14 protein-coding genes are annotated in these 13,763 nt (G+C 33.1%); 13 read left to right on the top strand and 1 reads right to left on the bottom strand.

The features are described from left to right. Window positions 1–308: 308 nt before the first annotated feature. The 11 genes from LNP81_RS08730 to LNP81_RS08680 all read left to right on the top strand — a co-directional run bounded on the left by LNP81_RS08730 (window position 309) and on the right by LNP81_RS08680 (window position 9,944). The gene (locus tag LNP81_RS08730) at window positions 309–2,627 is read left to right on the top strand and encodes a patatin-like phospholipase family protein (RefSeq protein WP_230035066.1); all 2,319 of its coding nucleotides are present in this window, start codon (window positions 309–311) and stop codon (window positions 2,625–2,627) included. A 617-nt stretch (window positions 2,628–3,244) separates the two neighbouring features. Further along, the gene (locus LNP81_RS08725; protein WP_230035065.1) at window positions 3,245–3,820 is read left to right on the top strand and encodes a hypothetical protein; all 576 of its coding nucleotides are present in this window, start codon (window positions 3,245–3,247) and stop codon (window positions 3,818–3,820) included. A 4-nt stretch (window positions 3,821–3,824) separates the two neighbouring features. Continuing rightward, the gene (locus tag LNP81_RS08720; protein WP_230035064.1) at window positions 3,825–4,109 is read left to right on the top strand and encodes a hypothetical protein; all 285 of its coding nucleotides are present in this window, start codon (window positions 3,825–3,827) and stop codon (window positions 4,107–4,109) included. A 6-nt stretch (window positions 4,110–4,115) separates the two neighbouring features. Continuing rightward, window positions 4,116–4,754 (top strand): hypothetical protein, encoded by a 639-nt coding sequence (locus LNP81_RS08715; RefSeq protein WP_230035063.1) that lies wholly within the window; start codon window positions 4,116–4,118, stop codon window positions 4,752–4,754. 57 nt (window positions 4,755–4,811) lie between these two features. Further along, window positions 4,812–5,654: a hypothetical protein gene (locus tag LNP81_RS08710; protein WP_230035061.1), complete on the top strand. Its 843-nt coding sequence runs from the start codon at window positions 4,812–4,814 to the stop codon at window positions 5,652–5,654. 94 nt (window positions 5,655–5,748) lie between these two features. Beyond that, window positions 5,749–6,081, top strand: a complete 333-nt coding sequence (locus LNP81_RS08705) for a DMT family transporter (RefSeq protein WP_065448073.1) — start codon at window positions 5,749–5,751, stop codon at window positions 6,079–6,081. A 97-nt stretch (window positions 6,082–6,178) separates the two neighbouring features. After that, window positions 6,179–6,643, top strand: a complete 465-nt coding sequence (locus tag LNP81_RS08700) for a GNAT family N-acetyltransferase (RefSeq protein WP_230035059.1) — start codon at window positions 6,179–6,181, stop codon at window positions 6,641–6,643. A 510-nt stretch (window positions 6,644–7,153) separates the two neighbouring features. Then, window positions 7,154–8,005: a bifunctional helix-turn-helix domain-containing protein/methylated-DNA--[protein]-cysteine S-methyltransferase gene (locus LNP81_RS08695; RefSeq protein ID WP_230035056.1), complete on the top strand. Its 852-nt coding sequence runs from the start codon at window positions 7,154–7,156 to the stop codon at window positions 8,003–8,005. Between the two features lie 166 nt (window positions 8,006–8,171). Then, on the top strand, window positions 8,172–8,885 hold the full coding sequence (locus tag LNP81_RS08690; RefSeq protein WP_230035055.1) for a 2OG-Fe(II) oxygenase: 714 nt from the start codon (window positions 8,172–8,174) through the stop codon (window positions 8,883–8,885). A gap of 215 nt (window positions 8,886–9,100) precedes the next feature. Continuing rightward, window positions 9,101–9,346 (top strand): Ada metal-binding domain-containing protein, encoded by a 246-nt coding sequence (locus LNP81_RS08685; RefSeq protein WP_230035053.1) that lies wholly within the window; start codon window positions 9,101–9,103, stop codon window positions 9,344–9,346. After that, window positions 9,333–9,944 carry an alpha-ketoglutarate-dependent dioxygenase AlkB family protein gene (locus LNP81_RS08680; RefSeq protein ID WP_230035051.1) on the top strand — a complete coding sequence of 204 codons (612 nt, stop codon included), beginning with the start codon at window positions 9,333–9,335 and terminating at the stop codon, window positions 9,942–9,944. Before LNP81_RS08685 ends, LNP81_RS08680 begins: the two co-directional genes overlap by 14 nt. A 73-nt stretch (window positions 9,945–10,017) precedes the next feature. On the opposite strand, the gene LNP81_RS08675 is transcribed toward LNP81_RS08680, so the two are convergent. Then, window positions 10,018–10,773: an NUDIX hydrolase gene (locus LNP81_RS08675; protein WP_230035049.1), complete on the bottom strand. Its 756-nt coding sequence runs from the start codon at window positions 10,771–10,773 to the stop codon at window positions 10,018–10,020. 385 nt (window positions 10,774–11,158) lie between these two features. Between LNP81_RS08675 and LNP81_RS08670 the strand changes: the two genes are divergently transcribed. Then, window positions 11,159–11,377, top strand: coding sequence for a hypothetical protein (locus LNP81_RS08670; protein ID WP_230035047.1), 219 nt, complete (start codon window positions 11,159–11,161; stop codon window positions 11,375–11,377). Window positions 11,378–11,736: 359 nt separating this feature from the next. Beyond that, window positions 11,737–13,758, top strand: a complete 2,022-nt coding sequence (locus LNP81_RS08665; protein WP_230035045.1) for a DUF3857 domain-containing protein — start codon at window positions 11,737–11,739, stop codon at window positions 13,756–13,758. The last annotated feature ends 5 nt before the right edge of the window (window positions 13,759–13,763 follow it).

The raw sequence follows: 13,763 nt of genomic DNA, 5'->3' as shown, positions 1-13,763 counted from the left end.
GTTGATCTTAGATTTTTGATACTTATTTCAAACCCGACAGGTTTTAAAAACCTGTCGGGTTTTTTTGTTCCATCGAAACATCTCATTGGTAGCCGAACGTTTGATTTTATAAATAATAATGGTAAAACAGAAACAAATTGTCAAACGTCCCTAAGGCCCGACATTTCTTATGATGCTTTTTTTTCTACCAATGAAATGTTCCTATGGAACAAAAACATTTCTCTCAAAAAATTGCACGTTTATAAATATCTACTTACATTTAATAATCAAAGTAAGGATCTATTTATCAAATACTTAAAAGTACAAACTTGAAAAAAACAACTTATTTAATCGTCTTCTTATTTTTACTTTGCCTTCCGCAAATTATTTTTTCTCAGGAAAAGAAACCTAAAGTCGTTTTAGTATTAAGTGGTGGTGGCGCAAAAGGTATTGCACATATTCCGCTTTTGCAAAAACTTGATTCGTTGCATATCGTTCCTGATCTTATTGTTGGAAACAGTATGGGAAGCATTATAGGAGGTTTGTATGCGATGGGCTATTCTGGCGATAGTATCGAAAAATTAACCAAAAATATTATTTGGGATAAATTATTTGGCGGTGGCCAGTCGTTAAAATCTGTGAGTGTAGAAGAAAAAAGAGAATTTCAGCGGTATTTAGTTGGAATAGGTGTTAAAGACAAAAAACTAAACAGTGTTGGCTCTCTTTTAAACGATCAAAACTTAAGAGAACTGCTTTCTGAATTAACTTATCCGGTATACAATATTAAAGACTTTGACAGCCTGCCAATACCATTTAGAGCCATGGCTACCGATTTGGCCGAAGGGAAAGAAGTTATACTAAGCAAAGGAAGTCTTGCTTATGCCATGAGAGCGAGTATGTCATTGCCGGGTATTTTTAAGCCTATGACATACGAAAAAACAGTATTGGTTGATGGTGGTGTAATGAATAATTTCCCTACTGATGTTGCCAAAGAAATGGGTGCTGACTTTATTATTGGCAGTGATGTCGGCGGCGGATTGGAGCCCATCGCCAAACTGAACAATCTTTTAACGATATTAACTCAAACCAGTATGTTCCCCAGTAATATTAAGAACCCGGCAAACCGAAAACTTTGCAATATCTTAGTAGACCACTTGCCTAACTTACGTTTTTCTACAGCTGATTTTGCAGATAGTGACGAAATCTATAAAGATGGTAAAATTGCAACAGCACAAAACCTTCCAGCTTTAATTACATTATCCGAAAAATTAAAAGGATACACTCAACGAACACACCAATTACCAAACATACCCGCAGAATTTATTCTTGACACTATTGTTTACAAAAAAATAAGTCCGGAAAACCTTGCTCTGGTATTAGGAAGAATAAATCTTAAAACACATGTAAAATATACCACCAAAGATTTAATAGCAGGTATTAACCGGGCAATGGGTACGAATCTTTTTGATGAAATTACATACAGCTATTTCATCAAAGATGGCGACAAACTAGGCGTTACAATATTTGGACATGAACGCGCCAAAAACCAACTGAACACATCTGTACATTATGACACTTACCGGGGCGTAGGAATCATTTTTAATTACACCGCGAGAAATGTTCTTGCCAGAGCATCGCGTCTTCTTTTATCAGTCGATATTGCAGAACAGCCAAAAGCACGAATCAATTATCAGAAAAACTTTGGAAAAAACAGGGACTGGTGGTGGTCATCTGAACTTTATGGAGCCTTTTTAAGGCAGGAGATTTATTTTAACGGCAAAGCTTCAGATAATGTACTTTATAATGCTGTAGAATTCAATAATGAGATCAACAGAAACATAAATTCACTTAAAAGTTATTTTGGCTATGGTTTAAACTATCAATACGCCAATTTAAAACCAAAATACAGCAGAGAATACAATCCTAACGCCATCGATATCACGAATTATTCCTTAAACACTATAGAATTAAACCTGCATTATTCCTACAATGACATGGATAAAGTTTTCTTTGCTGAAAACGGAACAATTATGAAAGCAAATGTAACCAGATCCTTGTTATCAGATGTTTATACCTCTTTTAACGATCCTGATCAAACCAGTATTTCTGGTGCAACAAATGGTTATACAAAATTTGGTTTCAGCTTTGAAAAAAGAGCGCTATTAAGAAAGAAAATTACAGGAATCATTGGCTTTGATTCTTATTTTGTTTTTGAGGATAAACTAAAAGATAGCCAAATCTCATTTTCGGATTTTGGTTATGCTTCAAAATATTTCTTAGGAGGAAATATACCAAGCTCTGGCAGTAATCGTTTTTCATTTCCCGGCCTGCATGAGGACGAACTCAATGTTTCGCAATTTATGGGCTTAAAAATTGCTTCTCAAATCAATCTTATGGGAAAAATTTATCTCACTCCCCATTTTAATATCGCAACTGTGGGGTTTGAATCTTTTGATAAATACATCAATAAAGCCTTTAGTCCAAAAGGAAAATGGGATGATGGCTCAGACCCTAGCCTTGTAATATCAGGAGGAGCCTCTATTTCGTATCAATCTATTTTAGGCCCTATTCATTTTGATACTTCCTGGATAAATAATATCGACAAAGTACGATTGTTTTTTAGTGTCGGATTATCATTCAATCCATAATTTCTTTTTTAATCTAAAATCACAAATCACCATTCTTAAAAATTATAAGGGCGTGCAATTAATTTAAAGATTTTTGATTTTAATGCTGGTAAATATTAAGATTATCAGTTGTTTCAAGATTTCAGACTTCTAAAATAAAATACAGCTAACCAAAAACAACCTGACGAGGTATAATTAACAACTATTTGTTCCATCGGAACATCTTGTCGGTAGAAAAAAAGGCATCGTGAGAAATATCGTCCCATTGAGACGTTTGAGAAATCTCTGTATATATTTTTATCAATTATTTATAAATCAAACGTTCCTACGGAACAAAAAAAAACACCTAATTTATTGGGCTACCGATGAGGTGTTCCGATGGAACAAAAACCGCAAATATAAATATGTGTATTAATAATGTTCGAGATTTATTTATTTTCTAATAATCAAATAAACAACCTGATTAGACATCAGGCTTAACAACCTCATTTAATTTTTTTCCCTTAACTTAATGACATTGGCTTCTATTCTTCACTCTTACGTAAACCAAGAACATTAATATAATCAGATATTATATACGCTTTTTAAATTTAAACTTTACATTTGAACTTCAAATCCCCAATATCTAAAATCCTATTATGAGAACACGCCTAATTTTAACTTTAATACTACTATTGCCTTTTTTGACCAATGCACAATCTAGTCTGCAAAGACAAATGCAGGCTTCGAACGCAATGGTAAGACAGCAAAACCAAATGTTCCTGCAGCAACAACAGCAGCAACGCGCTATGGCAAGTATGATGAACAACATCGAAACAAAAGAATCTAAACTCGCCAAAGAAGAAAAAAAACTTAAAAAACTTCAGGAAAAAGCAACCCAAAAAGAAGCCGATTTAAAGACCAAAACCGACGAACTAAAAACGCTTGAAACTAACTCCGAAAAAAACAGCAATTCTGATATTCTAAAAAATATCGAAAAGTCTAAAAAAGAAATCGCTAAGTCTGAAGAAAAAATAAGCCAATCGAAAACTGATATCGAAAAGAGTTCGAATAAAATTCAGGATTTACAAAACCAGATACAAGCTGATAAAATCAAAAAAGCAGAATTAGAGAAACAACACGAAGAAGAGAAAAAGGCCAAAGAAGAAGAAAAAAGGTTAAAGGAAGAGGAAAAGGCGAAAAAACAAAAAGAAAAGCAAGACAAGAAAAAGTAATACTATGATCGAAAAAGTTGTATGCGAAATGCATGGCACAAAAGACATGTCATTTTCGTGTATTCATATTGCAATGGCAATAGACCAAAAAGAAAAAGTAGGTTTCTTCTATTCTGAAGCCGAAGAAGATCTTCCTCAAATTGCCTGGTGCGGAGCATGCGAACAATGGTTGCTGGATAACGGCGAAGAATGGAATGATGCTTTTGAAGCTAAAGCCGATTTTAAAATATTATGTGCTGATTGTTTTGATGAGGCAAAAGCAATTCAGTTTGGAACTGATCAAATATAAATAACAATGATTACTACAAAAGATTTTAAATTATTACCCAATAAAAATTCATTACAAAATATCTTCAAAGCGATTTCGGTTTTAGATGCTATCATTTGTCAGGAATGGGAATATCGTTATTACTCCTACAACTCTCAATGGGGAAAAGGTGAAGAGTACTGCGAAATGAGAGATGGATCCGGCGATTTAATGAACATTCTTTTTCTTGAAAATCATTCTGTAATAAATGGTTTTGCACACGAATTTCAGCATAATAAAAAAAGTGACCTGACTAAAAATTTACCTGAAATTTATAATGAATTTATATTTGGTGAACCGGTCGCCTCTCTGGGAACTACATTTTGTTTATGGACAAATGAAACCGGAGATTGGCAAGTAGGAATGATTGAAGATTATAATGATAACTCAGCTGAATTGCTGGCTATTTTTGACGGAAATCCACAAACTTACATTGACTGGGCAAGTGAATATTTTGAAGATTCTTATAAAGAAACCGGAATACCATTAAAAACAGTAACCGAAATTTATCAAGGTAAGGTATTAACCAAAGAAATGGTTTTATCAATTGTTGACGAAATCGAAGATTGGAAATTATTAGAAGACGATTTAAAAGAGATAAATTACCCTTATGATTTTAACAACTAAATTTCTTCAATTAAAAAAAACAAAATAATCAAAACCTGAATACATTAAATATCAAAAATGAAAACAAAATTACTTATTACAAGTTTTTTCCTTCTTCTTACTTCTGTCACTTTCTCTCAAAAAATATCCGTTAGTGAAATAAATGAAAAAAGATCAACATCAGATAATTCATTTTACAACGAATGCGAAATTGAACTCAAAATATCGGGAGATGAAGTTCGAAAGTACAAATTTGTTAAAATCAGTAAAATCACTAAGGCAATCGATGATCAGGGAGTTGATTTGATCAATGAGGACAGGACAAATTTCGATTATATAAAAATAGATCAGACCGCTAAAATCAAACTGGAGACCAAAGTTCCATCCCGAAGATCAAAAACCATTAAAGAACTTAGCGGAGAAGTGAGTCTATACAATCCTAATGTAACAAATGGCAGTGAAATTAAAATCGCTAATTACCAAAGTAAAACCAATGTAAATCTTGTCCCTGGCAAATCTGACATTCAAATCCTTTATCTAACAAAAGAGTCTTATGCAAAATATGTCAAAGAGAATAAAGACAAAAAAGCAGAAGAGCTTAAAAAACTACCCGAAGCTGCAAGACAGCTTGCTGAAGGCCTGGTAGGTGCCTTCGACGGCCTTTTTAGCTCTGACGATAATGATGATCCTAACAAAGTTTACTTTTATGTGAATGGTGATAAAACTAAATTTGTCGATTTATTTTTTGAAGATGCAACCGGCAAGAAAATAGAACGAAACGGCAGTATGAGCAACAATAACTTGTTTACTTACTATTTTGAAGAAAAACCAAATCTAAACTGGAAATTAGTGCTTAATATCGAAACAGATAAATCAACCAAAAAAGTTCCTTTTAAACTAATGGATATTGAATTGCCATAATTTAAACTCGAATTAATTCGTAAAAAGTATATTATTCTTACCTATTCGTCTTTTCACATCAACACAAAAGTTAACTTTGTGAAAACCGTTAATCATGAAAAACTTCTTCTTTTTAGGAATTGCTATTATATTCGAAATCATTGCCACTTCTGCCTTAAAAAAATCGGAGCAATTTACACAGATTATCCCAAGCATTATTACGATTGTGGGTTATTTTGCAGCATTCTACTTTTTAAGTTTTGCAATTAGAACCATCCCGGTTGGTATTGCATATGCTATTTGGTCCGGAGTTGGTATTGTTTTGATTACAATTATTGGAGCCGTTTTCTTCAAGCAAATTCCTGATTTACCTGCAATAATTGGTTTGGCCTTAATTATGATTGGTGTTGTAGTTATTAATGTTTTTTCTAAAACTACGGCGCATTAGTTCTATTAGAATAAATTGTTTCAAGTTTCGGGTTGATTAGAGTCCTAAGCCATCTATATTCAACAATTTCAGACCTATTCATTTTAAAAATAAAACAATGGATTTCAAAAAAGCTACGATTTCAGATTTAACAGAAATGCAGGAAATGTATATCGAGACTATAAAATGGGTTTGCAAAAACGATTACAGTCCTTTAGAGATTGATGCCTGGATTTCAGGACTAAACAATGTAGAACGCTGGCTGAAAGTTATTCATGCTCAATTTGTTTTATTAGCTCTTATTGATGATAAAATTGTAGGTTACGGAACCCTAAAAGATGGAAATTACATCGACTTTTTCTGTGTTCATAAAGATTTCCAGCGTCAGGGAATTGCTGATAAAGTTTTTAATGAATTAGAACTCGAAGCCAAAAAGGAAAACTCAGAAATCATCACAGCCGACGTAAGCATAACCGCAAAACCTTTCTTTGAGAAAAAGGGATTTGTTGTAAAAACCAAACAAAAAAATATCCGATTAGGTGTTGAGCTTATCAATTACAAAATGGAGAAAAGTTTGAAGTAGCTGTATAATCTCTCGCAAAGTCACGAAGTCGCAAAGTTTTAATTTTAAAGTTTAAGTTTAAGTTTAAGTTTAAGCCAATCTTTGTCGAGCTACTTTGCGTTCCTTCGACTTCGCTCAGGATGACAAAGAAAAAAACTTTGCGGCTGCGCTCCCGATAACCATCGGGATTGCGAGCAAAAAAACATAGCGGTCTTTGCGTAAACCTTTGCGCCCTTTGCGGTTAAAAAAAAAGATGACAATACTATGAAAAAAACTTTGCGACTTCGCGACTTTGCGAGCAAAAAAAACATAGCGTTCTTTGCGTAAACCTTTGCGACCTTTGCGGTTAAAAAAACAAAGATGACAATACTACGAAAAAAACTTTGCGACTTCGCGACTTTGCGAGCAAAAAAAACATAGCGTTCTTTGCGTAACCTTTGCGGCCATTGCGGTTAAAAAAAAAAGACAGCAAGTTTCGGATTTTATACCCGCAAAAACCGCTCGATATTTGCATTATAAAATTGAACGAAAATGAACACACAGGAAAACATCAATTATAATCGAATAGCCGATGCGATCGATTATATCAAAACAAACTTTAAGGAACAACCCAACTTAGATGAGGTTGCCGAAAAAGTGCATTTAAGTCCGTTTCACTTTCAGCGCTTGTTTACCGAATGGGCAGGAACAAGTCCGAAGAAATTTTTGCAATATATTAGTGTCGAACACGCCAAGAAAATCCTAAAAGAAAATAATAAAGCTACTTTATCTGATGCCGCTTTTGACACCGGATTATCAGGAACCAGCCGTTTGCATGATTTGTTTGTAAACATCGAAGGAATGACGCCGGCAGAATATAAAAATGGTGGCAAAAACCTTGAAATTAATTTCAGTTTTGCCGAAAGTCCGTTTGGGAATATTATTGTGGCGTCGACCAATAAAGGTGTTTGCTTTATGGCTTTCGCCGAAGATGAAGAAACCGGATTTGAAAATTTAAAACACAAATTCCCAAATGCAGCATTCTCCCGAAAACTCGATTTGTCACAACAAAATGCTTTGTTTATTTTTCAAAACGACTGGAGCAAATTATCCGAAATCAAACTGCATTTAAAAGGAACTGACTTTCAACTGAAAGTTTGGGAAACTTTACTTAAAATTCCAATGGGACAACTTTCGACTTATGGAACAATCGCACAACAAATCGAGAAACCAAATGCTTCTCGTGCTGTTGGAACTGCCATTGGGAGCAATCCTGTAGCCTTTTTAATTCCGTGTCATCGAGTGATTCAATCCTCAGGAACCTTCGGCGGTTATATGTGGGGAAATACGCGCAAAACGGCTATTATTGGTTGGGAAGGCGCGCAGGCAAACCTAATAATCTAAGATTACACAACACATATCCGAAGAGACGCACTGCAGTGCGTCTAAGATCACGTATTTCTGCGAAAATCTTTGTCGACAATCTTTGCGTAGACGCACTGCTGTGCGTCTCTACAATAAAAATGTGAAGATATGTGATCAATCCTATTTAATTCATTTAAACTTACTTATGCAAAATATACAATCAAAAATTGCGTCTCTTAATTGGGAAAGCATTACCGAATCTATGCATGAAAATGGGTTCGCCATTATTCCGAATGTACTAGATAACGAGCAATGTGAAGATTTAAAATTCGATTATGATAATCCCTCTTTATACCGAAAAACAGTCGTTATGGAACGTTATCGGTTTGGTTTGGGCGAATATAAATACTTTAATTATCCGTTGCCGGTTTTAATTCAAAACATTCGTACATCGATTTATCCTAAACTTGCACCAATCGCAAATACCTGGATGAAAGTTTTAAATATAAACACCAGTTTTCCTGAAACTCACGAAAAATTACTGGAACAATGTCATGCCAACAATCAGCTAAAAGCGACTGTTTTGATTTTAAAATATGGCAAAAGTGGTTTTAATACCTTACATCAGGATTTATATGGCGATGTTTATTTTCCTATTCAAATAGTAATTTTTCTCAACGAACCTGATGAAGATTTTACCGGTGGCGAATTTGTTTTAACACAGCAAACACCAAGGGCACAATCGAAAGTTATTGTTCTGAAACCTAAAAAAGGAGATGTATTGGTTTTTACAACTAATTTCAAACCTGTAAAAGGTACAAAAGGTTATTATCGTGTGAATATGAAACATGGCGTGAGCGAAATTCATTCTGGTGAGCGACATACGCTGGGGATTATTTTTCATGATGCGTTAAATTGAAGGTGCAGAGGTGCAGAGGTTTCAACACACAGTATATCTGTAGAGACGCACAGCAGTGCGTCTACGCAACGATTATCTACTCCAATATGATATTTTCACGCAGATTTAGCAGATATGGCAGATTTTAAAATCATTTTATTTAATCTGTAGCAAAAAACATACGTTGTGGGAGACGCACTGCTGTGCGCCTCTACGATAAAAAATGCGGTAAAAATATGACACAACACAATAAAATTTCAGATTCAAATCTTCGAAATAAAATTAAAAATGCGGAAATTTGCTTTGGTGGAAACCAAAAATTAAAAATCTACGGAACTTTAAAATGTTCGTCAGGAAAAAGAATGAAACGAGAAAATCGGGTTTTCTTTTTATCTGAAAATGAAGCCAGGCAAAATGGCTTCAGACCTTGCGGACATTGCATGAAAACCGAATATCAAAACTGGAAAAATGGACTTATTTAATCCCGAAACTGACGAAACGACGAACCTGCTTCCTAAAGACGGAACCGTAAATTACTATGGCAAATTATTTTCCAGAGAAGAATCGAATCGTTACTTGGATCTACTTTTGAATACTATTGAATGGAAAAATGACGAAGCAATTATCTTCGGAAAATTAATTCTTACGAAGCGAAAAGTTGCCTGGTACGGCGATTCGGGTTTTGAATATACGTATTCGAATACCACCAAAAAAGCGCTTCCCTGGACAAAGGAACTGCTGGAATTAAAAGCAGTTATTGAACAAGAAACAGGCGAAACCTTCAACTCTTGCCTGCTTAATTTATATCATTCCGGCGATGAAGGAATGGCGTGGCACAGCGATGCCGAAAAAGATTTAAAAAAGAATGGCGCCATTGGTTCGGTAAGTTTTGGTGCCGAAAGAAAGTTTGCTTTTAAACATAAAGAAACCAAAGAAACCGTTTCTTTAATTCTGGAACATGGCAGCTTATTGGTGATGAAAGATGAAACCCAAACGCATTGGCTACACAGATTACCGCCAACTAAAACAACATCAAAACCTCGTGTAAATTTGACTTTTAGAACGATTGTCTCACAATAGCAATTTATTGAACCATTAAGAGATTAAGGAAAATTAAGCTTTTAATAGTAAAAAAAAAACTTTAGCATTATTTTTACCAGCCCTGATTCAATCCGTTTTTAAGGACTTCTTCGTACTTGTCTTTATCAAAATTATATAGATTTGGTGCTTTGTGTGCTACATTACTTTTCTTTTCATCGAGTTTATTTAAGATTCCGATGTTGTTAATTTTACGCAGAAAGTTCCTTCTGTCCAGTTTTTTATCCAAAATCGTTTCATACAATTTTTGCAGCTCCGGCATCGTGAATTTTTCTGGTAATAAATTGTAACCTATCGGCATTAGATTCAATTCGATTCTAAGTGTGTTTAATGCTTTATCGAGAATTGCTGCATGATCTAAAATAAGTTCGGGCACTTCTTTATGATCAATCCATTCTATAACTTCTTCTTTATTGACAGATTTAGGAATTGTTTTTAAAAAATCGACAAGGGCATAATACCCAATGGTAACAAAACGCTGCGTGAGCCATTTTCCCTTTGCTTCTTCGATCTTTAAATATTCTAAAACTTCTTTGCTAAAATGCTGATCGTTGCGTTTTATTTTTCCAAAAGTGGCAAATTGTCTCAAAAATATACCTTCTACTCCGGTTCTTTCGTTTAAAACTGTCACTGCTGCAGTATCAATATCCTGATCGATTGGGATAAAACCGCCAGGTAATGACCACTTATTACTATGCGGAATTTTAATCAATAAAACCTTGAGCTGATTGTCGTGAAAACCAAAAATCACACAATCTATCGAAAGTCCGGGTTGATAATTTTGATTATTTTCTATAATGTCTTTTAACATCTAATTTTAATTAATTACAACTTTCATTTTTCGATTATACTGCAATTTAAAGCATTTTTATAAAACCGAAGCATTTTTCTTAAATCACATCCCTTTTTTATCACAAAATTCATTCTAAAAAAGGAAGTGTTAAAATCACAATTTTTATTTAAAAATAAAAAAACAGATTAAAAAAATAAGTACATTGCGTCATAATAACACATTATATAATTATTATGTGTTTTTTCAATAAAAAATCATCTTAAAAACAGGTAACATATTAATTAACAGTTTTTAATATCTTTTTTATTGTAACAAAAATTGAAATAGATAGTCTACTTAAGTATAGAAAAATAATGATTAAAATATGAGCATTCCAAATCTAGAAAACCTGAACAAGAAGTTTATGAAGAGAGTATATTCTTCTTTTGGATTAGTATCAAAAAATGATCTACTCGAAGCTTCTATAAAATATAGTGAGGAACAGGAAAGAATTTTCAACCAAATGATTATTGAAACCGAAGCAAAAGATAAAAAAGCAAAACGCGAAGCTTTTGATAAAGCATTATTGGCATCCTATAAAGGAATTGGCGCTATGGATTTTATAAATACTGTTTTAAAATAATTCCTAAATTCTAATCATCAGCACTTTTTCAGTACATGATCCTTTTAAAATCACAAATTAAAATATATGAACCTTGCTAAAAAGCGAGGTTTTTTCTTTTTATACAAAGCTCTCTGCATTAAAATATTATGTAGCTCAGTGGCTTTTTTTCATTTCAAATTAAAATTTAATAGTAATAAAAAATGACATTTTTTTTCAATTTCAATTGTCAATGTCAATAAAATGACGCAATTTTATTAAGAAAAATTAAACTAATTAATTTTAACAATCATTAAGTATTTCAAAATCGCATATTTTTGTGAGTTACAAAAGCATAAGATTATACTTGTATTAATTATTAAGATATTAAAAAAACATCGATGGAAAATCTTATTCAGTCAGAGAATTACAAAATTCAAAAACCAGCAGAATGGGCTACTAATATTAATGACAATCAACTTATTGAATACATTAAAGAATCAGATTTTGCAAGCAAACAAATAGATGAAGGTCGTGATTACTGCTATTTTTTAGATAAAATTTATTACACTAACGACGAAGAAAATAGTGAATATGCTTGTGTAGCTTATACACTAAATGAACCTGCAAATCTTGAAAATGCATCGGTAATGGATGTCGTGGTCGAAGAAAATGAAACTTATATCATACACAGAATAAGCGTTTTAAGAGAAGGCGTTTTGGTTGATAAAATCGCTGATACAAAAATTAAAGTTCTGGACAGCGAAAACCAAAGTGACGGCGGTGTTTTAAGCAGCAATAAAAAAATAAATATTACCATAAAAGATTTGCGCCTTTATGATGTTCTTATAATGGAGGATTCTCGTGTAAAGATATTTACAGAACGTGACTTTTTACGTAAAGAATTCTCTAAGTTTGTATGGGTTAGCCCAAGCACTTACTGGGCTTACGGAAGTTATAATTTTTCTTTTATCAATGATCGCAAGAAAAGAATTGCTTACAAAAAAACGTTCTTTAGAGATGAAGACGGAAATGTATTGCCTCCTGAAATTAATTACTTAGAAAAAGGGCAAAAATTTACGATCGAAAGAGAAAACTACATCAATTTTGTAGATAGTAATCGCGAAATTGCTCCTTTTATAGATTTTGCAACTGATAGTAACTGGATCGACTTGTCTAATTATATTTCTCCTTTATATGAGGAGGTTTATGCTAAATCTTCTCTACAGGAATTTGCTCCTAATCTGGTCGAAAAACTGGATGCCATTAACAACAAAGATGAACAATTGCAGTTTGCGATAGATTATGTGCAAAATCATGTTTACTATGTTTTTAATGCAGATGAAATGAACGGTCACAAACCGCAGGAACCGTCTATCACGTATCAAAACAAACAGGGAGATTGTAAGGCAAAATGTGTTTTACTAAAAGTGATTTTAGATTATATCAAGGTAGATTCGTCTGTAGTTTTGGTTAATTTTAATACAGATCATTACCTGAAATATTACTTGCCATCTTTATTGACTTTTAATCATGTAATTGTAAAAATCGATTATAAGGCTGAAACGTATTTTATTGATGCTACAAGTCGTGATGAATTTGGATTGATTGAAAATCGCGGTTTTATTTACTTCATGCATTATCTGGAGGTAAAACCAAATCAGGATTTACAAATAAAAAAATCGCATAAATTTCCTTATTATGGTATTAATGAAAAAGCTGATTTTAATGTTCAAAAAAACACTGGACAACTTTCGTTAACCACCACTTACAAAGGAAATCGTGCTAATTATATGCGTAAGTATTTTAAGAATACTAACAAAAGAGAAATCATTGACAGCTGGAATAATTTCTTCTTTTATACTTTGAACTATAACAATGACCGAAACGGCACGGATGTTCGAAATATATTTAAAGATGCTACAATTGAAACGCTGAGCGATGATAAAAAACTGAACGAATATACCATTCAGTACAAGGCGAATGTTGAAGATCCGTATTATACAGATGCACAAAAAAATCGTTTCTTAATGTATTTTGATCGAAATGTGATTAAAAATAATGCCCGTGACTTTTTGCATACCGATATTGCTTTCTGGCATAATTTTGATAACGAAAAATACGAAATCAACCTTTACACAGATCAAAGAATAGATGTAGAAGAGAAATTTACGACACAGGAAAGCACGATTAAAAATCCGTATTTTGATTATACCAGCCGTAAAAAAGTAACAAAAAATGGTGCTACAATAAATATAGATTTTACACCATTGGTGAATTTAGAAATTCCGCAAGCAGATTTTGAAGAATTTAGAAATGCGCATCATGAAGTTGCAGACAGCAATTTCGGACTGGGAATCGATATTATAGAACAAGGCTTTATGAATTTGATGAAATTTAATTTCAAGAAATTGGTGAAATAATTATA

Source organism: Flavobacterium piscisymbiosum, from assembly GCF_020905295.1.
Taxonomy (GTDB): Bacteria; Bacteroidota; Bacteroidia; order Flavobacteriales; family Flavobacteriaceae; genus Flavobacterium; species Flavobacterium piscisymbiosum.
Note: the sequence above shows the minus strand (reverse complement) of the source record. Positions and strands in the feature narration are given on the sequence as shown.

Excerpts from the sequence above, each read along its gene's own strand:
- LNP81_RS08685 (WP_230035053.1), top strand. The coding sequence starts at position 9,101 with ATGACACAACACAATAAAATTTCAGATTCAAATCTTCGAAATAAAATT.
- LNP81_RS08695 (WP_230035056.1), top strand. The coding sequence starts at position 7,154 with ATGAACACACAGGAAAACATCAATTATAATCGAATAGCCGATGCGATC.
- LNP81_RS08720 (WP_230035064.1), top strand. The coding sequence starts at position 3,825 with ATGATCGAAAAAGTTGTATGCGAAATGCATGGCACAAAAGACATGTCA.
- LNP81_RS08690 (WP_230035055.1), top strand. The coding sequence starts at position 8,172 with ATGCAAAATATACAATCAAAAATTGCGTCTCTTAATTGGGAAAGCATT.
- LNP81_RS08675 (WP_230035049.1), bottom strand. The coding sequence starts at position 10,773 with ATGTTAAAAGACATTATAGAAAATAATCAAAATTATCAACCCGGACTT.
- LNP81_RS08705 (WP_065448073.1), top strand. The coding sequence starts at position 5,749 with ATGAAAAACTTCTTCTTTTTAGGAATTGCTATTATATTCGAAATCATT.
- LNP81_RS08680 (WP_230035051.1), top strand. The coding sequence starts at position 9,333 with ATGGACTTATTTAATCCCGAAACTGACGAAACGACGAACCTGCTTCCT.
- LNP81_RS08710 (WP_230035061.1), top strand. The coding sequence starts at position 4,812 with ATGAAAACAAAATTACTTATTACAAGTTTTTTCCTTCTTCTTACTTCT.
- LNP81_RS08670 (WP_230035047.1), top strand. The coding sequence starts at position 11,159 with ATGAAGAGAGTATATTCTTCTTTTGGATTAGTATCAAAAAATGATCTA.
- LNP81_RS08725 (WP_230035065.1), top strand. The coding sequence starts at position 3,245 with ATGAGAACACGCCTAATTTTAACTTTAATACTACTATTGCCTTTTTTG.
- LNP81_RS08665 (WP_230035045.1), top strand. The coding sequence starts at position 11,737 with ATGGAAAATCTTATTCAGTCAGAGAATTACAAAATTCAAAAACCAGCA.
- LNP81_RS08715 (WP_230035063.1), top strand. The coding sequence starts at position 4,116 with ATGATTACTACAAAAGATTTTAAATTATTACCCAATAAAAATTCATTA.
- LNP81_RS08700 (WP_230035059.1), top strand. The coding sequence starts at position 6,179 with ATGGATTTCAAAAAAGCTACGATTTCAGATTTAACAGAAATGCAGGAA.